This is a genomic window from Micromonospora sp. NPDC049374 (genome assembly GCF_040677165.1).
Taxonomy (GTDB): domain Bacteria; phylum Actinomycetota; class Actinomycetes; order Mycobacteriales; family Micromonosporaceae; genus Micromonospora.
This window is the reverse complement of record NZ_JBFAQH010000018.1, coordinates 1-20,149: the sequence shown is the minus strand read 5'-3', so window position 1 is coordinate 20,149 and position 20,149 is coordinate 1. Positions and strand designations below refer to the sequence as shown.

21 protein-coding genes are annotated in these 20,149 nt (G+C 71.5%); 18 read left to right on the top strand and 3 right to left on the bottom strand.

What is annotated here, in order from left to right; all coding sequences use genetic code 11:
- The first annotated feature begins 15 nt into the window (after window positions 1–15).
- From AB0J93_RS25195 to AB0J93_RS25130, 14 genes are all read left to right on the top strand, one after another.
- Window positions 16–462, top strand: a complete 447-nt coding sequence (locus AB0J93_RS25195; protein WP_363924801.1) for a hypothetical protein — start codon at window positions 16–18, stop codon at window positions 460–462.
- Between the two features lies 1 nt (window position 463).
- Window positions 464–2,104, top strand: coding sequence for a cation acetate symporter (locus AB0J93_RS25190; RefSeq protein WP_363924800.1), 1,641 nt, complete (start codon window positions 464–466; stop codon window positions 2,102–2,104).
- Window positions 2,105–2,212: 108 nt separating this feature from the next.
- Window positions 2,213–2,977, top strand: a complete 765-nt coding sequence (locus tag AB0J93_RS25185; RefSeq protein ID WP_363924799.1) for an ABC transporter ATP-binding protein — start codon at window positions 2,213–2,215, stop codon at window positions 2,975–2,977.
- Window positions 2,962–4,653 carry an ABC transporter permease gene (locus AB0J93_RS25180; protein ID WP_363924798.1) on the top strand — a complete coding sequence of 564 codons (1,692 nt, stop codon included), beginning with the start codon at window positions 2,962–2,964 and terminating at the stop codon, window positions 4,651–4,653. The genes AB0J93_RS25185 and AB0J93_RS25180 overlap by 16 nt, the downstream gene beginning before the upstream one ends.
- Before the next feature lie 106 nt (window positions 4,654–4,759).
- The gene (locus AB0J93_RS25175) at window positions 4,760–5,290 is read left to right on the top strand and encodes a flavin reductase family protein (protein WP_363924797.1); all 531 of its coding nucleotides are present in this window, start codon (window positions 4,760–4,762) and stop codon (window positions 5,288–5,290) included.
- 40 nt (window positions 5,291–5,330) lie between these two features.
- Window positions 5,331–6,305 (top strand): NAD-dependent epimerase/dehydratase family protein, encoded by a 975-nt coding sequence (locus AB0J93_RS25170; protein WP_363924796.1) that lies wholly within the window; start codon window positions 5,331–5,333, stop codon window positions 6,303–6,305.
- A gap of 64 nt (window positions 6,306–6,369) precedes the next feature.
- The gene (locus AB0J93_RS25165) at window positions 6,370–7,596 is read left to right on the top strand and encodes an LCP family protein (RefSeq protein WP_363924795.1); all 1,227 of its coding nucleotides are present in this window, start codon (window positions 6,370–6,372) and stop codon (window positions 7,594–7,596) included.
- 171 nt (window positions 7,597–7,767) lie between these two features.
- A complete protein-coding gene (locus AB0J93_RS25160; RefSeq protein ID WP_363924794.1) occupies window positions 7,768–8,955 on the top strand; it encodes an LCP family protein in 1,188 nt (395 codons plus the stop codon).
- Between the two features lie 199 nt (window positions 8,956–9,154).
- A complete protein-coding gene (locus AB0J93_RS25155; RefSeq protein ID WP_363924793.1) occupies window positions 9,155–10,093 on the top strand; it encodes an LCP family protein in 939 nt (312 codons plus the stop codon).
- A gap of 69 nt (window positions 10,094–10,162) precedes the next feature.
- Window positions 10,163–10,498: a rhodanese-like domain-containing protein gene (locus tag AB0J93_RS25150; protein WP_363924792.1), complete on the top strand. Its 336-nt coding sequence runs from the start codon at window positions 10,163–10,165 to the stop codon at window positions 10,496–10,498.
- 10 nt (window positions 10,499–10,508) lie between these two features.
- Window positions 10,509–11,300 (top strand): glycerophosphodiester phosphodiesterase family protein, encoded by a 792-nt coding sequence (locus AB0J93_RS25145; protein WP_363924791.1) that lies wholly within the window; start codon window positions 10,509–10,511, stop codon window positions 11,298–11,300.
- Between the two features lie 59 nt (window positions 11,301–11,359).
- Window positions 11,360–12,817 carry an ATP-binding protein gene (locus tag AB0J93_RS25140; RefSeq protein WP_363924790.1) on the top strand — a complete coding sequence of 486 codons (1,458 nt, stop codon included), beginning with the start codon at window positions 11,360–11,362 and terminating at the stop codon, window positions 12,815–12,817.
- Window positions 12,818–12,850: 33 nt separating this feature from the next.
- Window positions 12,851–13,297 (top strand): ATP-binding protein, encoded by a 447-nt coding sequence (locus tag AB0J93_RS25135; protein ID WP_363924789.1) that lies wholly within the window; start codon window positions 12,851–12,853, stop codon window positions 13,295–13,297.
- 87 nt (window positions 13,298–13,384) lie between these two features.
- Window positions 13,385–14,266: a DUF5926 family protein gene (locus AB0J93_RS25130; protein ID WP_363924788.1), complete on the top strand. Its 882-nt coding sequence runs from the start codon at window positions 13,385–13,387 to the stop codon at window positions 14,264–14,266.
- Window positions 14,267–14,317: 51 nt separating this feature from the next.
- Here the strand turns inward: AB0J93_RS25130 and AB0J93_RS25125 are convergent, their stop codons facing one another.
- A complete protein-coding gene (locus AB0J93_RS25125; protein WP_363924787.1) occupies window positions 14,318–15,535 on the bottom strand; it encodes an arginine deiminase in 1,218 nt (405 codons plus the stop codon).
- A 163-nt stretch (window positions 15,536–15,698) separates the two neighbouring features.
- Between AB0J93_RS25125 and AB0J93_RS25120 the strand changes: the two genes are divergently transcribed.
- From AB0J93_RS25120 to pheA, 4 genes are all read left to right on the top strand, one after another.
- A complete protein-coding gene (locus tag AB0J93_RS25120) occupies window positions 15,699–16,439 on the top strand; it encodes a hypothetical protein (protein ID WP_363924786.1) in 741 nt (246 codons plus the stop codon).
- 167 nt (window positions 16,440–16,606) lie between these two features.
- Window positions 16,607–17,065 carry a PAS domain-containing protein gene (locus AB0J93_RS25115; RefSeq protein ID WP_363924785.1) on the top strand — a complete coding sequence of 153 codons (459 nt, stop codon included), beginning with the start codon at window positions 16,607–16,609 and terminating at the stop codon, window positions 17,063–17,065.
- A 62-nt stretch (window positions 17,066–17,127) separates the two neighbouring features.
- The gene (locus AB0J93_RS25110; RefSeq protein WP_363924784.1) at window positions 17,128–17,811 is read left to right on the top strand and encodes a hypothetical protein; all 684 of its coding nucleotides are present in this window, start codon (window positions 17,128–17,130) and stop codon (window positions 17,809–17,811) included.
- 9 nt (window positions 17,812–17,820) lie between these two features.
- Window positions 17,821–18,777, top strand: coding sequence for a prephenate dehydratase (gene pheA, locus AB0J93_RS25105; protein ID WP_363924783.1), 957 nt, complete (start codon window positions 17,821–17,823; stop codon window positions 18,775–18,777).
- 65 nt (window positions 18,778–18,842) lie between these two features.
- Here pheA and AB0J93_RS25100 read toward each other — a convergent pair whose 3' ends face one another.
- Together AB0J93_RS25100 and AB0J93_RS25095 are read right to left on the bottom strand one after the other, a co-directional pair.
- Window positions 18,843–19,559, bottom strand: coding sequence for an AIM24 family protein (locus AB0J93_RS25100; protein ID WP_363924782.1), 717 nt, complete (start codon window positions 19,557–19,559; stop codon window positions 18,843–18,845).
- A 67-nt stretch (window positions 19,560–19,626) separates the two neighbouring features.
- Complete coding sequence (locus AB0J93_RS25095; RefSeq protein WP_281566818.1) at window positions 19,627–19,971, bottom strand: metallopeptidase family protein; 345 nt, start codon at window positions 19,969–19,971, stop codon at window positions 19,627–19,629.
- Window positions 19,972–20,149: the final 178 nt, after the last annotated feature.

The window sequence follows — 20,149 nt, the reverse complement described above, 5'->3', positions numbered from 1 at the left end:
GACGAGACTGCCGGGATGGCCGCCGAGGATGCACTGCCGGCACCCCGCCGACCCGATCCGACCGGGACCGTCGACGAGCGCGTCGGGTCCGGGCCGCCCGCGCGTACCCGGGTGGTGTTGGCCGAGGTGTCCCGCCGGCCGCACTGGCCCGCGGGTACCCACACCGAGCTGACCCAGCAGACCCGGGTCGGTGAGGCACTCGTCCGCGGCCTGGTCCGCGCTCAACTGGCCCTGGCCCTGCAACTGTCGGCGGTGGTGATGGTCGGGCTGGGCGGGCTGCCCTGGCTGTTCGCCATCGCGCCCTCGGTCGGCCGGATGACCGTGCTCGGCGTCAACCTGCCGTGGCTGCTGCTCGGGGTGCTCTCCTTCCCGTTCCTGGTCGCCGTCGGGTGGACGTACGTCCGCCTGGCCGAACGCAACGAGCAGGACTTCACCGACCTGGTCCAGCGGCCGGAGCGCTGACGTGGGCAACGACCTCGTCGTACCGGCGATCGTGGCGGTCACCCTGGTCACCGTCGCCATCGGCTTCTACGGGCTGCGGCTGGCCCGCACCACCTCCGACTTCCTGGTCGCCTCCCGGGTGGTCAGCCCCACCTGGAACGCTGCCGCGATCGGCGGCGAGTACCTGTCGGCGGCGAGTTTCCTCGGCGTCGCCGGGCTGATCCTCAAGTACGGCGTGGACGTGCTCTGGTACCCGGTCGGGTTCGCCGCCGGATATTTGGCCCTGCTGCTCTTCGTGGCCGCGCCGCTGCGCCGCTCCGGCGCGTTCACCCTGCCCGACTTCTGCGAGCTGCGGCTCGGGTCCCGCCGGCTACGGACGCTGGCCACCGTCTTCGTGATCTTCATCGGCTGGCTCTACCTGGTGCCGCAACTCCAGGGTGCCGGCCTGACGCTGGCCACGCTGGCCGGCTCGCCGTACCCGGTCGGCGCGCTTGTGGTGGCCGCCGTCGTGACCGCGAACGTGGCCCTGGGTGGGATGCGGGCGGTCACCTTCGTGCAGGCGTTCCAGTACTGGCTCAAGCTGACCGCGCTCGCCGTACCGGCGATCTTCCTGGCCCTGCAGTGGCAGTCCGACGGCCGTCCTGCGGTGACCCCGCCGGACGGATCCACGTTCCGGACGGCGACCACCGTCGTGGTCGAGCAGCGGGCGGTGCTCACCCTCGCCGACGGCCAGACCCTGGAGGTACGCCCCGGCGACGAGCTGAGCTTCGCCGAGGGTGAACCGGTCCCGGAGGTCTCCGGTGTGGCGAACGGGGCGACCGACTGGCTGCTGCCCAGCGCCGCGGGATCCGACGACCGGGGGCTGTTCGGCACGTACTCGCTGATCCTGGCCACCTTCCTGGGCACCATGGGGTTGCCGCACGTCCTGGTGCGCTTCTACACCAACCCCGACGGGGCCTCGGCCCGCCGGACCACGCTTGTGGTGCTTGCCCTGGTCGGCGTCTTCTACCTGTTGCCCACCATCTACGGCGTGCTGGGCCGGATCTACACACCGCAGCTGCTGGTCACCGGCCAGACCGACGCGGTGGTGGTACTGCTGCCCGAGGCGGCGCTCGGTGCCGGGACCACCGGCCGGCTACTGGCGGCGCTGGTCGCCGCCGGGGCGTTCGCGGCGTTCCTGTCCACCTCGTCCGGGCTGCTCACCAGCGTCGCCGGGGTGATCTCCACCGACGTGCTCGGTCGAGGCTCGGTGCGCGGCTTCCGACTGGCCACGGTGATCGCCGGGGTGGTGCCGACGATCCTCGCCCTCAACGTCTCCGGCCTGGACGTCTCGCAGGTGGTGGGGCTGGCGTTCGCGGTCGCCGCGTCCAGCTTCTGCCCGCTGCTGGTGCTCGGCATCTGGTGGCGGGGCCTCACCGACGCGGGCGCCGCCGCCGGGATCCTCGTCGGCGGTGGCGCCGCCGTGACGTCGGTCCTGATCACCGTCCTCGGCCCGCCCATGACCGGTTGGCCGGCCGCCCTCATCGCCCAGCCGGCAGCGTGGACGGTGCCGCTGGCCTTCACGGTGATGATCGCGGTCTCGCTGGCCACCCGCCGCCGTGCCCCGGCCGACATCGGCCGCACCATGCTCCGGCTGCACGCCCCCGACGCCCTCCGTTCGTGAGGAGAGGCTCCTCCGGCACCGGCTCGGCGCTGGTCCGACTCGGGGATGAGCTGCGGATCCTCCTTCGGTCGGGCGGCGGGCTGGTCGGAACGGGATACGGTCGGGCGCATGACTGGTGAGCATTCGGCGCTGGCGCTGCGCGGCCTGGCCAAGAGCTTCGACGGCAAGGTCGCGGTGGCCGGCGTGGATCTCGACGTCCCGGCCGGCTCCTTCTACGGGCTGCTCGGCCCGAACGGCGCCGGCAAGACCACCACCCTGTCCATGGCGGTCGGGCTGCTCCGCCCCGACGCCGGAGGGGCCTGGGTGCTCGGTCGCGACGTGTGGGCCGACCCGGTCACCGCGAAGCAGTTGCTCGGCGTCATGCCGGACGGGGTACGCCTGTTCGACCGGCTCAGCGGGGCCGAGCTGCTGGCGTACCACGGTCTGCTGCGCGGCATGGACCCCACCGTGGTCGACCAGCGAGCGGCGGAGCTGCTCGACGTGCTGGCTCTCGCCGATGCCGGCCGGACGATGGTGGTCGACTACTCCGCCGGCATGAAGAAGAAGATCGGTTTGGCCTGCGCGTTGTTGCACGGGCCCCGGCTGCTCGTGCTGGACGAGCCGTTCGAGGCGGTCGACCCGGTCTCGGCGGCACTGATCCGGGACATCCTCAAGCGGTACGTGGCCGGGGGCGGAACGGTGGTCTTCTCCAGCCACGTCATGGAGGTCGTGCAACGGCTCTGCTCGCACGTGGCGATCCTCGCCGGGGGCACCATCAAGCGGGTCGGCACGCTGGAGCAGGTACGCGGCGACCGTTCGCTGGAGGACGTCTTCGTCGAGGTGGTCGGCGGGCGTACCGCCACCGGTGAGGAGCTGGCGTGGCTGTCCCGGTGACCGTGCCGGCGGACCAGGCGCGGCCGGTCTCGGCGCGTCACTTCGTCCGGCTCAAGCTGCGGGTGATGGGCAACAACTTCCGCGGTCAGGGCTGGCGGGTGGCGCTGTTCCTGGTCGGCTCGCTGATCGGGCTCTGGTTCGCGGTCGGTGCCTTCTTCGGCCTGGCCGCTCCCGGGCTGGCCGGCGACGACCGGTACGCCCTGCTGATCGCCGCGTTCGCCGGCGGGCTGACGGTGCTCGGTTGGCTGCTGCTGCCCCTGGTCTTCTTCGGCGTCGACGAGACCCTCGACCCGGCCCGGTTCGCGCTGCTGCCGCTGTCCCGGCGCACCCTGGTGACCGGGCTGTTCGCGGCGGCGCTGGTGAGCGTACCCGCGGTCGCCGTGCTGCTGGCCCTCTCCGGCCTGGTGGTCACCGCCGGGGTGTTCGGCGGCTGGTCGGCCGCGCTGGTCACCGCCGTCGGGGTGGTCTGCGGGCTACTCCTCTGCGTCGCCGCTGCCCGAGCGGTGACCAGCGCATTCGCCTCCATGCTGCGCTCCCGCCGGGTACGCGACCTGGCCGCCGTCCTGCTCGCGGTGCTCGCCGCGTCGCTCGGCCCGTTGCAACTCGCCGGCGTGGCCGCGATCCAGGACACCGACTGGGACCGGCTCACCGGCGTGGCGACGGTGATCGGCTGGACCCCCTTCGGTGCCCCCTGGACGGCGGGTATCGACGTGGCACAGGGCCGGGCCTGGGCCGCACCCGTGAAGCTGCTGATCACCGTCGTGACGATCGTCGCGCTGCTGGCCTGGTGGTCACGCTCACTGGAGTCGGCGATGGTGGGCGCGGCGAGCGCCGGACCCACCCGGGCAAAGCCCGGAGTCACCGGCGGCGTGGTGGCCCAGCTCTTTCCCCGGGCCGCCGGCTGGCTGCGTCGGGACCGGTTCGGTGCCCTGGTCGCCCGGGAGGCCCGCTACTGGTGGCGAGACGCCCGTCGACGCGCCAATCTGATCACCATCGCGGTGGTCGGTCTCTTCGTGCCGGTGATGGTCAACTTCGGTGGGCAGGGCTTCACGATCGACAGCGAGCAGGGCTTCAGCCCCGCCGGGGACTCCTCACCGGTGCTGGTCAGCCTCTCGATGCTCTTCGTCGGTCTGCTCGCCGCCGTGACGCTGGCCAACCAGTTCGGCTTCGACGGCAGCGCGTACGCGGCCAACGTGGTGGCCGGCGTGCCGGGTCGGCTGGAGTTGCGCGCCCGGATCACCGCGTTCTCGCTCTACGTGCTGCCGATGCTGGCGGTGGTCGCCGTGGTGATCGCGCTGGTGCTCGGCGAGCCGGCGTGGATCGGGTTCATGGCGGGTGCGCTGGTCGCCACCTACGGTGCCGGGCTGGCGGTCAACTCGTTCGTCTCCGTGCTGGGCGCGTACTCGCTGCCGGAGACGAGCAACCCGTTCGCGATGAACAGCGGGGCCGGGGTGGTGAAGGGGATGCTGACGCTGCTGGCCATGGTGGCCACCGCCGCGCTCGCCGCACCGATGGTGCTCGCCGCGGCACTGCTCGGCGACGCCTGGCTCTGGCTGGGCCTGCCGCTGGGCGTGGCCTACGGCGTCGGCGCGGCGCTGCTCGGCGCGTACCTGGCCGGCGACGTGCTGGACCGCCGCCAACCCGAACTGCTCGCCCTGGTCACCCCCCGCCGCTGACCGTCGCCACCACCTGCGGCATGTTGCGGCATCACTACCGCCGGATACCGCGACATGCCGCATCTCGCGAGGCTGCGGTCAAGGTCCGGCAGGCGGACGGGTCACAATGTTTCACGTGAATCATGAGCCGGGTGCCCAGATCCACCACACCGACCCGTTCGCCGCGCCGGCCGACAAACGTTCCCCGGTACGCCGGCTGCGGGGGCGAATCGCCGCGCCGGTGACCCTCTGGACGGCGCCCGGGCCGGCCGGGCTGACGGTGTCGTCGACCCTGGTCGCCGAGGGCGAGCCGGGCCGACTGCTCGGACTGGTGGACGCCGAGTCGGAGCTGTGGGCGGCGGTCGAGGAGACGGGCCGCTTCGCCGTGACGCCGCTCGGTCCACCACACCGGCAGCTCGCCGACCGGTTCGCCGGTCTGTTCCCGTCGCCGGGCGGCCTCTTCGCCACCGGCGCCTGGGTCGACACGCCGTACGGGCCGGTGCCGGGCGACGCGGGTGGCTGGGCCGGTTGCCGCCTCGACGGTGCCCGGGAGTACGGCTGGGGCCTACTGGTGGAGGCGACCATCGAGCGCGTGGAGTTGGCCGACGACGCCGAACCGCTGCTGCACCACCGGGGCCGCTACCGGGAACTGGCCTGACCGTTACGACGGACCGACCACTCCTTTAGGCTGACCAGTCATGAAGGTTGAGCAGCGCTTCGGTCCCGGTCACCGGGTCCTGGTCACCGGCGGCGCCGGTTTCGTCCCGTCGCACCTGGTGGATTCCCTGATCGAACGCGGCTGCACAGTCGTCGTCCTCGACAACTTCGTCACCGGGTCCAAGGAGAACGTCGCGCACCTGCTCGACACGCCGAACTTCACCCTGGTGGAGGCCGACATCTCCGACGGCCTGCCCAGCCACCCGGCGTTGACGGCCCGGTTCGACGCGATCCTGCACATGGCCTCACCGGCCAGCCCGACCGACTTCGAGAAGCTGCCGGTGGAGATCCTGCGGGTCGGCTCGGTGGCCACCCTGCACCTGCTGGAGCGGGCCGCCGCCGACGGCGCCCGGTTCCTGATGGCCTCCACCTCCGAGGCGTACGGCGACCCGAAGGAGCACCCGCAGCGGGAGACGTACTGGGGCAACGTCAACCCGATCGGCATTCGCAGCGTCTACGACGAGGCGAAGCGGTTCTCGGAGGCCGCGACGATGGCGTACCGCCGCAGTCGGGGCGTGGATACCGCGATCGTGCGCATCTTCAACACCTATGGGCCGCGGATGCGGCCGGACGACGGGCGGGCCATCCCGACCTTCATCTCCCAGGCGCTGCGCAACGAGCCGATCACCGTGCACGGCACCGGCAACCAGACCCGTTCCATCTGCTACGTCGCCGACCTGGTCCGGGGCATCCTGCTGCTGCTGGACTCGACCGAGAGCGGGCCGGTGAACTGCGGCACCGAGCACGAGATGAGCATGCGGGAGTTGGCCGAGACGATCGTGTCGCTCTGCGGCAGCCGGTCCGAGGTGACCTACGTCACGCGCAGTGCCGACGACCCGGAGATGCGCCGCCCGGATCTCACCCTCGCCCGCGACGCGCTCGGCTACGAGCCCACCGTCGCTCCCGAGGAGGGACTGCGGCGCACCATCGAACACTTCCGCCAGCGCCTGGGGTAGTCGACAGCGACGGCGCACGGTTCGGTAGGGGCGAGACTGGCTCGCGCTGCGTACATTGAGTTACATGTCAGCGACCATTTCCGCCGCGCTACCGGCCCTCCACCTGCACCGCAGCGCCGGCCGGGCGGCGGTGCCGGGCCCGGGGCGCGGGGGCCGGGCCAGCGGGCCGACCGACGACACCCGGTGGCACCCGGCGTACGACGATGAGCCGATCCCGTCCGGCGGCGCGGGAGGACCACGCGGTCCGCTGGGTCCGGGTGGGCCCGGTGGCGGCCCGTCGCCGCGACGGCGGCCGCACTGGCGCCGCATCGCGCTGGTGGCCGGTGTCGCCGTGCTGGTGCTGGCCCTGATCGGCGGCGCGGGTGCCTGGTTCTACGCCCGCAGCCTCGACAACAACATGGCCCGGACCGACCCGTTCTCGGAGATCACCGGTGACCGGCCACCCAAGGCGGTCAACGGCGCGCTGAACATTCTGATGGTGGGGACCGACTCGCGGGATCCGGACGCGCCGATGGACCGGGCCGGCGAGTGGCGGGCCGACACGATCATCGTCATGCACATCCCCGCCGACCACAAGCAGGCGTACCTCGTCTCCATCCCACGGGACCTGTACGTGCCGATCCCGGAGAGCGCCGGTGCGGGATGCGAGACGGGGCAACGTCGCAAGATCAACGCTGCGTTCGCGTTCGGTGGCCTGCCCCTGGCGGTACGCACGGTCGAGTGCTTCACCGACGTGCACATCGATCACGTGATGGCCATCGACTTCGCCGGGTTCAAGCAGGTCACCGACGCCCTCGGCGGGGTGGACCTGGAGGTGGAGCGGACCATCACCTCGATCCACAAGCCGTACCGGAAGTTCACCAAGGGCACCAACCACATGAACGGCACCGAAGCCCTGGACTGGATCCGCCAGCGCAAGCAGTTCCCGGACGGTGACTTCGCCCGGATGCGCCACCAGCAGGATTTCCTGCGGGCGCTGATGGACAAGGCGGCCAGCACGGGCACGCTTACCAACCCGAAGAAGCTCAACGCCTTCCTCCAGTCGGTCACCGAAGCGGTCACCGTCGACCAGGGCTTCTCGCTCACCGACATGGCGGTGCAGTTCCGCAATCTGCGGGGCGAGAACCTGACCTTCGTCACCAGCCCGCACCTGGGCAGCCAGACCATCAACGGCGAGTCGGTGGTCGTCTCCGACCGGGAGAAGGCGCTGACCATGTACCGGGCCATGGCCGGGGACACGATGGCCGACTGGATGCAGGCCAACAAGAAGCCGGCCACCGGCAACGGCTGAGCACGAGCGACGACAGGAACGGCCGATCGTCCACAACTAAGTGGACGATCGGCCATTCCGGCAGGATGACGCGGTGGAGAACGTGAATTGGACACCACGCGAACTCGCCAGCACCGGAATGCGAACGTAAAGTGTTCCCGCCCCCTTCTGCGTACACGAGCTGGAGCACGCATGCCGGTTCACAGCCCCGCCCTGCTTGAGCCGCCGCGCGCGTCCGCCGCCCCGCCCACCCTCACGGGCGAAGGCTCCGGCAAGTCCGGCAAGAAGCGCCCCCGGCGCAAGGATCCGCTCTGGGCCCGGCTCACCGTGATTTTCGGCGCCGCGCTGATGATGACAAGCGGTGTGGCGATCGTCGGCAGCAAGGCGGTGATCAGTCAGGCCACCGGCAGCATCTCCCAGCGCAACCTGCTCGGCGACGCCGGCAAGACCTCCGCGGAGGGTGGGGCCGATCTCAAGGGCCCGATCGACATGCTGCTGCTGGGGGTCGACGCCCGGGAGCGGTGGGCGGCAGACGACGTACGCGCGGACAGCATCATCGTGCTGCACATCCCGGCCACCCACGACCAGGCGTACCTGATCTCGATCCCGCGGGACACCGAGGCGCGGATCCCGGCGTTCGAGAAGACCGGTTACCCGGGCGGCGTCGGCAAGATCAACGGCGCATTCCAGGCCGGCGCCCAGAACGGCGGCGGTTGGGAGGGTGGCGCCCAGTTGATGGCGCAGACCATCAAGGGCATGACCGGGGTCAGCTTCGACGGGGCCGCGATCATCAACTTCGGCGGCTTCAAGAACGTCATCGACTCGCTGGGCTCGGTGCGCATCTGCCCGAAGCAGGAGGTCACCTCGATCCACATGTCGTACGTCGACGGCAAGCCGATGTGGAACGCGGACGCCAAGAAGACCGGCAAGCCGCGTACCCCGGTGGTGCACAAGAAGGGGTGCCAGGAGATGGAGGGCTGGGCGGCCCTGGACTTCTCCCGCCAGCGGTACGGCCTCAAGAACAGCGACTACGACCGCCAGCAGAACCAGCAGCAGCTGATCAAGGCGATGGCCAAGAAGGCCACCCAGAACGGGAGCCTGACCAACCCGGTGAAGCTGAACGGGTTGATCAAGGCGGCCGGTAAGGCGTTCATCCTGGACACCGGTGGTGTGCCGGTGGAGGATTTCGTCTTCACCATGCGCGGGGTGACCGGAAACGAACTGATCATGCTGAAGACCAACGGCGGCACGTACAACGCCAAGGGCAACGGCACCGAGGCGCTCAGCGAGCAGACCCTGGACATGTTCCAGGCGGTTCGGAAGGACAAGCTCGCCGAGTTCGTCTTCTACAACCCTGAGGTGATCTCCTCCCGGAAGTGACCGGCAGGGCATCGCGATAGCCGAAACCGTCGTCACTCTTCGTGACAGTTCCGTAGCCTGATGTGAGTCAGATTCACGTTGGGTTCGCGGGAGGGACGTCACGGCCAGGCGGCGGCGTACGAGCGGAGAGCGGGCACCGGGCGGGCGCACCCGGGGACCGCGGTGGCCTCGCGTACTGCTCGGCATCGGGTTGACGGCGGTGCTGCTGGCCACGCTCGCCGTGGTCGGGCTCCGGATGCTCACCGACCGGTACGAGCGCACGATGACCCGGGCGGAGTTGCTCGACCCGAGCGCCCGCGCCGACCGCACCGACCTGGACGGCCCCCTCAACTACCTGCTCGTCGGCTCGGACCGGCGACCCGGTGACGCCGGCTCCGAGCAGCGCACCGACACCATCCTGATCGTGCACGTGCCACCCGGGCTACGCGAGGGCTACCTGGTCTCCGTGCCGCGCGACCTGCTGGTGGCCATCCCGCCGGGCGGTGGCTACCCCGGCGGCGAAGACAAGATCAATACGGCGTACGAGTACGGTGGCGGCGGTCGGCCCGGTGCGCACCTGCTCTCGGCCACCCTGGCCCGGCTCACCGGCATCCGGTTCGACGGTGCCGCACTTGTCGACTTCGCCGGTCTCCGAAACGTGATCGACCTGCTCGGCGGGGTCGACATGTGCGTACGCAACGAGGTGAAGTCGATCCACACCGACCGGGTCTTCCGTCCCGGCTGCCAGCGGATGGACGGCGAACAGGCGCTGGACTACGTGCGCCAGCGCTACGACCTGCCGGGCGGCGACTACGACCGGCAGACCCACCAGCAGCAGTTGCTGGGGGCGATGCTGGAGCAGGCCGGTGATACCCGACTACGCACCGACCCGGTACGGCTGCACCGGCTGATCGGGGCCGTCGGCGGCTCGCTGACGCTGGACACCAACGGCGTGCCGGTGGAGGAGCTGTTGCTCGCGCTGCACGGACTGGCCACCGACGGGCTACGCGGCGTGCAGGTGCCGTCCTACCCCCAGATGATCGACCAGGTGTCCTACGTCCGACTCGACCACGAAGGTGACGGGCTGTTCGCGGCGGTGCGCGGCAGCCGGATGCCGGAGTGGGCCGGCGCCCATCCGCGCTGGGTGACCCGGCTCTGAGAGGTGTCGGTAGCCATCCCGCCGGGAGGTCGCGGGCGGCCGCGCGACGAGGTTCTAGGCTTGGTACCCGTGTTCGGACCTCAGATACCCACCGTGACCGTTTCCGAGATCAACGATCAGACGTACCTGCTCGACGTCCGGGAGGACGACGAGTGGGGCGCCGGCCACGCCCCGGGCGCCCACCACCTGCCGATGATGGAACTGCCGGCCCGGCTGGCCGAGGTGCCGACCGACCGGGACGTGGCCGTCATCTGCCGCTCCGGCGGTCGCTCCGCTCAGGTCGTCGCGTATCTGCTGCGTAACGGTTGGGAGCAGGTGAGCAACGTCGCCGGCGGGATGGGCGACTGGGCGGCGGCCGGTCGACCGGTGGTCGGCTCGGACGGGCAGCCGGGCCGGGTCCTGTAGGACGCGAGCCGTGGACGGCCCTCTCGTCTTCGCGCACCGTGGCGCCTCGTACGACCTGCCCGAGCACACCCTCGCCGCCTATCTGCGCGCCCTCGACGAGGGTGCCGACGGGCTGGAGTGCGACGTCCGGTTGACCCGCGACGGGCACCTCGTCTGCGTACACGACCGGCGGCTGGACCGGACCAGCAACGGCCGAGGTCTGGTCAGCGCGCGTACGCTCGCCGAGTTGGAGCAGTTGGACTTCGGTTCCTGGCATCCCGGGGGTGTTCCGGCCAACGGCGACGAGGTGCTCGACGACTCGCACACCCGGCTGCTCACCCTCGAACGACTGCTGGAGGCGGTGCTGGCCGCCGGACGGCCCGTCCGGCTGCTGGTGGAGACCAAACATCCGTCCCGCTACGGCGGCAACGTGGAGCGGCGGCTGGTCGCCCTGCTGCGTCGGTACGATCTGGCCGAGCCGCGCCCGGACACCCCCGTACGGGTCACCGTGATGTCCTTCTCCCCGCTGGCGGTACGCCGGATCCGGGCACTGGCTCCCGCGCTGCCCACCGTGCTCCTGCTGGAGGTGCTGCCCCGCTGGCTGCCGATGGGTCGGCTGCCGTTCGGTGCCGGCATCGCCGGACCGGGGATCGCGCTGGTCCGCGCCCGTCCCGCCCTGGTCCCGGCGCTGCGGGCGGCCGGCAGTCAGGTCTACGTCTGGACCGTGAACGAGCCGGCCGACCTCGACCTCGTGCTGGCGGCGCGGGTGGACGGCGTGATCACCGACCGCCCGGCGCAGACACTCGCCCGGCTGCATCGGTGATCGCGGCCTAAGCCGCTCGGGGGTGCCCGGGAACGCGGACGGCAGGCACACTCGGGGTCATGCCGGACCGCACCGACTACTCGGCTCTCATCGCCGGGCACACCGCCGTCATCGAGATGATCAACTCCGGTGACGCGGGTCTGCCGGTCCTGAACCAGTTGCTCCGGGTGGCCCAGCCGGCACTCGGGGCCGCCGGGATGGCGTTCGTGGAGTTCGCGCCCAGCGGTGGCCGGGTGATAGCCGCCACCGGCGCCGCCGAGTGGACCGTCGGTCGGCCGCTGCCCGCCAACGATCCGGTCACCATCTGCCTGCTCGCCGGCCCCCGGGTGCAGTGCGTACGTACCGACCAGTTCACCAACCCGCTCACCAGCGAGCTGGCCCAGCGCGGCCTGCGGCGGATGGTCGTCTCCCGGGCCTCGATCGGCGGCCACACCGTCGGCAGCCTGCACGCCCTCTACCTCGCCGGCGACGAGGAACCCACCGCCGAGCAACGCGGCGTGGTCGGTTACCTCGGCTCCTGCATCGCCCACATGTACGGCGACCAGAGCGGCCTGCCGGTGCACGGCGACGGTCCGGTGGTCGCGGCGCTCGCCGACGGGCTGGCCGTGGTCGACCGGGACGCCAAGGTCCGGCTCTGGAATCCGGCCGCCGCGCAGGTGACCGGTCGGTCCACCGCGGAGGCGATCAACCAGCCGCTGCCCTTCCCGCTGCCGCCGTCCGGGCAGGTCCTCGATCATCGCCTGCCGAGCGGACGCTGGCTGCGGATCACCTCGGGTGAGCTGCCGGGCCCCGGCGCCCTGCGGGTGGTCACCTTCCGGGACACCACCGACCAGCAGCGGCACGACCACGAACGGGATCTCTTCGTCGCGGTCACCAGCCACGAGCTGCGTACCCCGGTCACCGTCATCAAGGGCTACGCGGACACCCTCACCGACCACTGGGAATCGCTTAGCGAGACCGACCGGCGGCAGGCGGCCCGGGTCATCGGCCAGCGGGCCAACGAACTGGCCCGGCTGCTCGACCGGCTGCTCGCCTCCGCAGCCGAGGCGTGGCCGGGCGATGGGCCGCCGGCACCCTTCGACCTCACCGAGACGCTCCGGGTCGCGATCGCCGACCTGCCCACGGACCTGCGTCGGCGGACCACCCTTGAGGTGCCGGCCGAGTTGCCCAGGGCGATCGGCCATCGGCAGAGCCTGGCCACCGTGCTCACCGAACTCGTCACCAACGCCGGCAAGTACTCCCCACCTGACTCCCCGATCGACGTCGCCGCAGGTGCCGACGGCCAGACCGTCTGCTTCCGGGTCAGTGACCGGGGCATCGGCGTACGCCCGGAGCACGTGGAACGGGCCTTCGACCGGTTCTGGCAGGGAGACTCCGGCGACCGGCGTCGTTATCCCGGCACCGGTCTCGGCCTCTATCTGGTTCGCCGGATCGTTGAACAACAGAATGGGTGGGTATTCCTTCGACCGAGAAGTGGTGGGGGTACGGTCGCAGAGGTGCGGCTGCCCCGCAGGTGACAGTGGGGGTCACGGGGCGAAAGAGGGGCAGAGGTGGCGACGACAGCGGTCGAACGGGCGTGGTGCGTGGTGGTGCCGCACCATGCCAGTGGGGCGCGGATCGCCCGGCACCGGCTCGCCGCCGAGCTGGCGGGCCGCGTGTCCCCGGCGATGCTGGCGGATCTCGTGGCGGTCCTGGCCGAGCTGGTGGGTAACGCGGTCCGGCATGCCGACCCGCTGCCGGGCGGCGTGGTCCGGGTCGCCTGGCGGCTGCGCCACGCGCCCGAGGGTCCGCAGCTCCGACTGCGCGTCACCGATGGCGGTGCCGCGGGTGCCCCCTGGATCCGCCCGCCGGACCCGGACGCCGCCGACGGCCGTGGCCTGCACATCGTTTCGGGTCTGGCGACCAGTTGGGGTGTGGAGCGCGACGGTCTCGGGCAGAGCGTCTGGGCCGACTTCGACCCGGTCGGTGACCGGCCGGCGCTGGTGACCTCCGGCTGAGCCGGTCGGTCGACCCGCTGCCGGGTCCGGCCCCTACCGTCCACCGGAGGGCTCCGGCGCGGGTGTCACGCGCTAGGCTGTGTCGCCGTGAGCAAGCGTCGAAAGAACCAGCGGGCCGCCGCGTCCGGCAAGCGGGAACGGATCCGGGACGTCTTCGTTCCCCGGCCCTTCGAGGGGCTGGCCGACGAGCCCGAGTGGATCGCCCTGCGGGAGCTGGTGCCAGCCGCCTCCGCACCGCTGCGGCTCACCCCGGCGCTCGTCGACGAGCATGGCGACCGACCGGTCACGCTGGCCACCGTGCTGCCGATGGCCGCCCCCGCGATGAGCCGGGACGACGGCCACATCTTCATCGGGCTCCAACGTCATCTTCAGTCCGGTGACGTCTCTCGCGACCTGGCCGAGTCGCTGCTCTGCGCACTGCGTACCGCCCCCGGCGCCCAGGTCGCGGTGCCGCCGCTGCCCGGTCCCGGTCCCCGGTTGCAGGACATCCTGGTCGATGGGCCGTTGGAGATCAGCCTGCACGAGGGCTTCGAGTTCTGGCTGGCCCCGGAAGCCGCCGAGGACCCGACCGTGCGGGCCTCCCTGGAGCGGGCCAACGCGGCGATCTATCCGACGGTGCGGCTGACCGCCGCGCGTGCCGCGTACTGGTGCCGGGTGTCGGAGAAGGCTCACGTCCGCTGGGTGCTGCCCGAGGCCGAGGAGGCCGCCCTGGATGCGCTGGCTCGGCTCGGCGCGGCCGGCTCGCTGACCCTCGGCGACCAGACCCGGTTCGCCGGCATGTTCCGGGCCCACGGGCGGCTGGTGCCGGTCTGGGACCTGCCCGAGGCGACCCCGGCCGGTGACTGGGAGCAGCCGGTCGCCGACTTCGCCAAGCGGTACGCCGACGCCCTGGCCGAGACCGGCCCGCTCGACCCCGACGCCCGCAGGTCCCGGCAGGGGCTGCTCGGCCGCCAGCTCACCCTGCGCTGACCGCAGCCCGGCAGCTGACTGGTCCCACCGGGCACCTGCTCCGCCCAGCCGTCAGGAAGCTGCCCTGCCCTGCTCCCGGAGCAGCGGGCAGGACATGCAGCGGGGGCCACCGCGTCCCGAGCCCAGCTCCGAGCCGGCGATCGGGATGAGTTCGATGCCGGCCCGCTCCAACTGGGCGTTTGTCTCGACGTTGCGCTCGTAGCCGACGCAGAGTCGCGGCGCGAGCGCCAGGGTGTTGTTGCCGTCGTCCCACTGCTCCCGCTCGGCGGTCACCGGGTCGAGCCCGGTGTCGATCACCCGCAGCCGGTCCAGGTCCATCGCGTCCGCGGCGGCCCGGAGGAACGGCGCCGGCCCGTCGACCCGCGGGTCCTCGCCGTCGGCACCGGCGATGACGGTGTACGCCGACAGGGTGCTGGCCACGTTCGGGTACATCAGCACGGCGTCGACGTCGACCATCGTGCAGATCGTGTCCAGGTGCATGGTGGCCCGTTCCTGGGCGATCGGTACGACGAGGATGGTGTGCGCCAGGCCGGCCGCGAAGACCCGACGCGCGAGGCGTTCGGCACCGGCGGGTGTCGTCCGCTCGCCGACCCCGACGGCCAGCACGCCGGGTGCCAGCAGCAGCACGTCGCCACCCTCCAGAGGCTCCAGGCCAGGCCGGTAGACGAATTCGGTGCCGGCGAACCGGGGATGGTGACGGTAGATCGCGTCGGTAAGCGTGGTCTCCCGCCGCCGGGCGGGCATCGCCAGACTCGTCACACCGACCCGATCACCGATCCACAGTGACGAGTCGCGGGTGAACAGCAGGTTGGGCAGCGGGTCGATGATGAAGTCGTGTCGGTCCATCAGGGTGTAGACGAGGCCACCCCGGCGGTCCCGGCCGAGCCGCAGCTCCTCGTGGGCCAGACCGGCCACCAGGACGCTGGCCAACGCGGCCGGGTCGAGGTACGCCAGATGCGCGGCGACCCGGGCGCGCAGGCTGTCGCCGAGCCTGGGCGAGTTGAGCACCTCGTCGGTCAGTTCCGTCCGGGCCTCCGACACGGCCAGCGTCTCGGTGAGCAGCTCGGTCAGGTAGAGCACCTCGACGCCGCGTTCCCGCAGGGCTCCCGCGAAGGCGTCGTGCTCCTCCTGCGCCCGGCCCACCCACGGGATCGCGTCGAAGAGCAGCGAGTCGTTGTTGCGTGGGGTCAGCCGGGCGAGTTCCGGCCCCGGCCGGTGCAACAGGACGGTGCCGAGCCGGCCGACCTCACTGTCCACGTGGTGGCTCACCCCCGCAGCGTAGGGCAGGGTTTGGCGGTATCCGGTAAAACAACCGTGGGTGAATATGGCATTCATCCACAGTCATTCCGGCGCTCCGGCTTGCCGAGCACCGGGACTGGCAACGTAGGGTAGTGAGAACGTAACTTCGAGGGACCTTTTGCCGGAGGTCGCGATGACTGTCTTCCCCGCACGTCGAGCCGTACCGTCCGCCAGGGCGCTGCCGCCAGTGGCGGTACCGCACCCCCGGGCCGAGTCTCCCGGGGTGGTCGCGACTCCTCGCCCGTCTCCGTTGGAGTGGGCCCGCCGCCGTCGGGCGGAGCGGGGCGCGCGACGGCTGGAGGCGGCCGGTGCCCGCGCTCTCGGTCAGCTCGACCATCTCGGGCCGGCCTGGCACGTGATCGACTGGCCCCGCACCGACGTGGCCGATGTCCTCCTCGACGACCCCGCGGACAACCGGGCCGGGTTCCTGGCCATCGGCCCGAGCGGGCTCTTCGCCGTCACCATCGCCGACCACGGCCGGGCCCGCGTCCTGGTCGCCGGTGACGTGGTGCAGATCAACGGCAAGCGTCCGCCGTACGTGGCCGAGGCCCGTCGCGACGCCCGACGGGCGAGCAAGGCGCTGACCGCGGCCGTCGGCCACCCGATCCCGGTGACCCCGGTGCTCACCTTCGTGGGCTCCGGGGTCATCAGCGTCTACGGTCTGCCGAAGGATTGCCTCATGGCGACCCATCGGGAGCTCGACCGGCTCCTCGTGGCCGGCGGCAACCGGATCAGCCCGGCCACCGCCGAGAAGCTGTCCCGGGTCGCGCAGCACCCCGGGACCTGGGGAAACGGCGGTTACCCGCCGGCGGCCGACTACCGGTGGTACGAGGACGGCCGAATGGCCGCTGACAAGCCGGCCGGCCGCCGGTAACGTCAGCGGCGACGCCACGCGGCCGGGCACGGCTCAGCTCCCGCCGGCCCGCGCCGTCGCCGACCGGGCACTGATCAACACCGACGGCACCGTACGCCCAACGCGGTCGGCGGTCGCTGCCGCGACCGGCTAGCGTGGACGTACCGTCGGTGTGCATAGGAGGCTCGGTGGCCCACGTCGAACTCTCGCTCTCGGAAGTGTTCGCACCCTCCGGGGGGACACCGACAGAGCCTGGGTGCGACAACATCGGCCGCTGGTCGGCCACGGTCTCCAGTGCCGACGAACCCTGCCTGCTGATCGACGCCGAGACCCGGGTGCTTGCCGTCTCCACCGCCGGTTGCGAGCTGCTTCAACTTGGTGCGCCGGAGGACGTGATCGGCCTGCCGCTGCTCGACGGCGGGCTGCGACTGCTCGACTTCACCGCCTACCGCGGCGAGTTGGCCGAGCCCGAGATCGACAAGATCCCGCCGCTGCTGGCGCTCACCTCCGGCCGCCTGGCCCGTGGCCTGCTACGGATCGAGTCGGCAATGGAGGACGCAGCCGACGCGACCGTCGACGCGATCTCCACCCCCGTGGTCGCCGACGGCGAGGTGGCCGGCTCCCTCACCTTCTTCTCCGAGGTCTGACTTCCTCCTACCATGGGCTCGGCCACCTGCCATCCAGAGTTTCCCGCCCTGAGGACCACCCCGTGCCGCCCAGCTCGCCGTTCCCCGTCGACCCCGATCGGCCCACCGCCGGCTCCCGGTCCCCTGCCGAGGTCTCCCGCCGGCCGCGCCGTCGGCACGGTCGGCTGATCGGTGTTGCCGTGCTGACCGTGTTGGCCGGCGGATGTGGCGCGCCCCCGGAGGTACGCGACAGCGGCGGTCTGCCGACCCTGGCGCCCACCCGGGCGCCGAGCAGCCCGACCAGCTCCGCCACGCCGTCGTTCGGCGCACTTCCCGGTGCCGGTCCGACCACTCCGTCGTCCGACCCGGGACTGGTCGCGCTGGCCTGCCCCGGCGAGCCGTCCGCGAAGCGGATCATCGAACTGGTGCGTGGCCGTCGTGGGCTGCTGCCCGGCAGCGCTCGGGTCAGCGTCCGCAACGGTCCGTTGTGTGCCGCCGACTGGCACCTGACCACCCTCGACGTCGCCGGTTACGAACCGCTCCAGGTGGTCACCCGCGACCGGGCCGGGACCTTGCGCCTGGTGACCGCCGGCACCGACGTGTGCACGGCCGAGGTGCGGGTCGCCAGTCCGCCCGGCATCCAGACCCTGGCCTGTGGCAGCGACGGCGGCGGTTTTCCGGTGCCGGTCCCCGCGCCGACGCCATCGCCAACTCCGTCGACCCCCTCACCCACGCCGTCGGGCTCGTCGCCGACTCCGGGTGCGTAGGCTGAGCGCATGCCGGGAACGCCGCCGACCCGTTTCGTCTACCTCGGCCCCGAGGGCACCTTCGCCGAGCAGGCACTACGCACCGTGCCCGCCGCCGAGCGGGGCAGCCGCACGCCGGCCCGCAGCGTCGGCGAGGCACTGGAGGCCGTCCGCGCCGCCGAGGCCGATGCGGCTCTGGTGCCGCTGGAGAACTCGATCGGGGGCGCGGTCGGGGTCACCCTCGACGAGCTGGCCGAGGGGGAACCGCTTGTCATCACCCGGGAAGTGATCCTGCCGGTGGAGTTCGTGCTCGGGGCACGGGCGGGAACCCTGCTGCCGTCGGTACGCAGCATCGCCGCCCACCCGCAGGCGTCCACCCAGTGCCGGGGTTGGCTGCGGACGCACCTGCCCGACGCGGTCGTGGTGGACGTGCTGTCCAACGGCGCGGCGGCGGCCGGCGCGGCCGACGGTGAGTACGACGCGGCCATCTGCGCACCCATCGGCGCGACCCGGCACCGGCTCGCCGTCCTGGCCGACAAGATCGCCGATCACCCCGACGCGGTGACCCGCTTCGCGCTGTTGTCGCGGCCCGGTCCGCCTCCGCCGCCCACCGGCGACGACGTGACGTCGCTCGCCGTCTACATCGCGCACGACCGGGTGGGCGCGCTGCTGTCCGTGCTGATGGAACTGGCGGTCCGGGGCGTCAACCTGACCCGGATCGAGTCCCGACCGACGGGCGAGGCCCTCGGCCGCTACGTCTTCTTCCTCGACTGCACCGGCCACGTCGCCGACGCCCGGCTGGGCGAGGCGTTGCAGGGGCTGCGCCGGGTCTGCGCCGACGTACGTTTCCTCGGCTCGTATCCCCGGCACCGCTGGGACGGATCGGCCAGGGAACGGCCGGTGACCGCCCCGGCGGGCCTCTCCGACGCCGACTACACCGACGCCGCCGCCTGGCTCGCCCGGCTGCGCGCGGGCGAGCTGACCTGAGCGACCCGGTGGAGCCCGCCGACGCAGCCGGGCCCGGCTGCGCGCGAGCCTCATGAGACCACGACCTACCGGAACAGGCCGCCGAGCACACCGCCCTGGTCCTGCTGACCGCTGCCCATGATCGGCGGTTCCTCGGAGGGCTGGACGACGACGAAGCCGTGGCCGGCGAAGCTCATCGTGTACGCCTCACCGGTGCTGCGCCCCAGCAGCGTGCCGAGCCCGATCTGGTCGGCCCGGTGGTAGCCGGTCTGCAGGCTCGCCGACCAGCAGACGGCGGCCTGTGGGTCGACGTAGGTGGGCGCGTCGACGTTGAGCACGACCGGGGTTCCCCGGGTGGTGACGGCGATCCTCCCGTGCCCGGTGAAGACGCAGTTGAACAGGCCGGACGAGGCCATGCCGGCCCCGCCGACCATCTTGATGTCGTAGCGCAGGGTGGCGTCGAACGCCAGCACGCTGGAGCCGTTGATGGACAGGGCGTCGCCCGGCTCCAGGTCGATGACGTGCACGTCCTTGGCGAAGTCGGCCAGGAACACGTCGCCGCGCCCGCTGAGTTTCATCAGCGGCACGCCCTCGCCGGTGAGCTTCTGCTTGAGGAAGTTGCCCAGGCCGCCGGAGCCGAGTGCCTGGAACTGCACCTGACCCTGGTACGCGACCATCGAACCGACCCGGGCCATCGCCTCACCGTCGAGTTCGATCTTCAGCATCTTGGAGTTCTGCAACCGCATGCCGGGTTGCGCCGACTCCTGCTCCAGATTCGCCGCCGAGAACAGCTCGCTGCGCATGGTTCCTCCCGTACTAGCCGTACCTGGCCGAGACGGTAGAGCCAGCCCGCAACCCTGGACGGGACCGTCAACCCCAGCCCAGCTCATGCAGGCGCGCGTCGTCGATGCCGAAGTGGTGGGCGATCTCGTGCACCACGGTCACGGCCACCTCGTCGACGACGTCCTCGTCGCTGTGGCAGATGCGCAGGATGGGGTTGCGGTAGATGAGGATGCGGTCGGGCAGTACGCCCGCGTAGTCCCAGCCGCGTTCGGTAAGCGCGTGTCCCTCGTACAGCCCGAGCAGGTCCTCCCCGGGCGGCGGGTCGTCCTCGACCAGGATCACCACGTTGCTCATCAGCGCCAGCAGTTCCTCCGGAACCTCATCAAGCGCCTCCCCCACCAGTTCCTCGAACCGCTCCCGCCCCATCTCCACCGCCACACCCTCATTCTTCCCCACCCCACCCGCGATCTTGCACTTCCGGTCGTCGCGAACCGGCACAGAAGCCGCGTAACGGAGACCAAAAGTGCAAGATCTGTGACGGTTTTTGTCAAGCGGTGGCTTCGAGGGTGCGCCAGATTTGGCGGGCTATGTAGCGTTTGAGGCTTCGGGT